Annotated in this window: 1 protein-coding gene; it reads left to right on the top strand. The window is 46.8% G+C overall.

The genetic code is table 11. The features are described 5' to 3' along the window. The coding region (locus tag ACS8FD_RS21950; RefSeq protein ID WP_439277425.1) for a phosphotransferase at positions 1-624 on the top strand (624 nt) is incomplete at both ends.

Genomic DNA, 624 nt, shown 5'->3' with positions numbered 1-624 from the left:
ATGTCATCCGCTATGAAGATAAAGCTATTACGATCGTACCATGCTTGGCAGGGGCGCACCCCAAGCAGACTACGCCGGCGATGTGTCACGAGATTGGTGCAGCGTTAGCGATGTTGCATGAGACCCTGCAAGCGCTACAGCCTGCGCAGGATTACGGCGTGCCACTTTATCCATGGGGAGAGGTACGCGACCGTGAGATGCAGTTTATGCCAGGTGATGAAGCCAAATTAATGCGCGATATTTGGCAGGCTTACTCGAACTTACCACTTACCAGCTTACCAAAAGGCTTGTGTCATCTCGATATGTTTGCGGATAATACTTTGTGGAATTTGCAAAAAGATAATGAGACATTAACGGGCTTACTTGATTTTACTGAGGTCAGCGTTGAGCATTATGTGATGGATATTGCTATTACCATTAATGATTTTTGTACCACGTGGGGTGACGCTGAGCAAAGCGAAACGGTCAATTTTGATCGTCAAAAAATGAACGCCTTTTTGCAAGGGTATGAGTCTAAACGTGCGCTTGGCGAAGATGAAAAACGTGCATTGCCAGTGATGCTTGCCAAAGCGGCCGTGATTTTTTGGCTACTGCGTCTCAACGTCATTTACTATAACCGCACTG

The organism is Psychrobacter sp. 1U2 (assembly GCF_051847575.1).
Note: the sequence above shows the minus strand (reverse complement) of the source record. Positions and strands in the feature narration are given on the sequence as shown.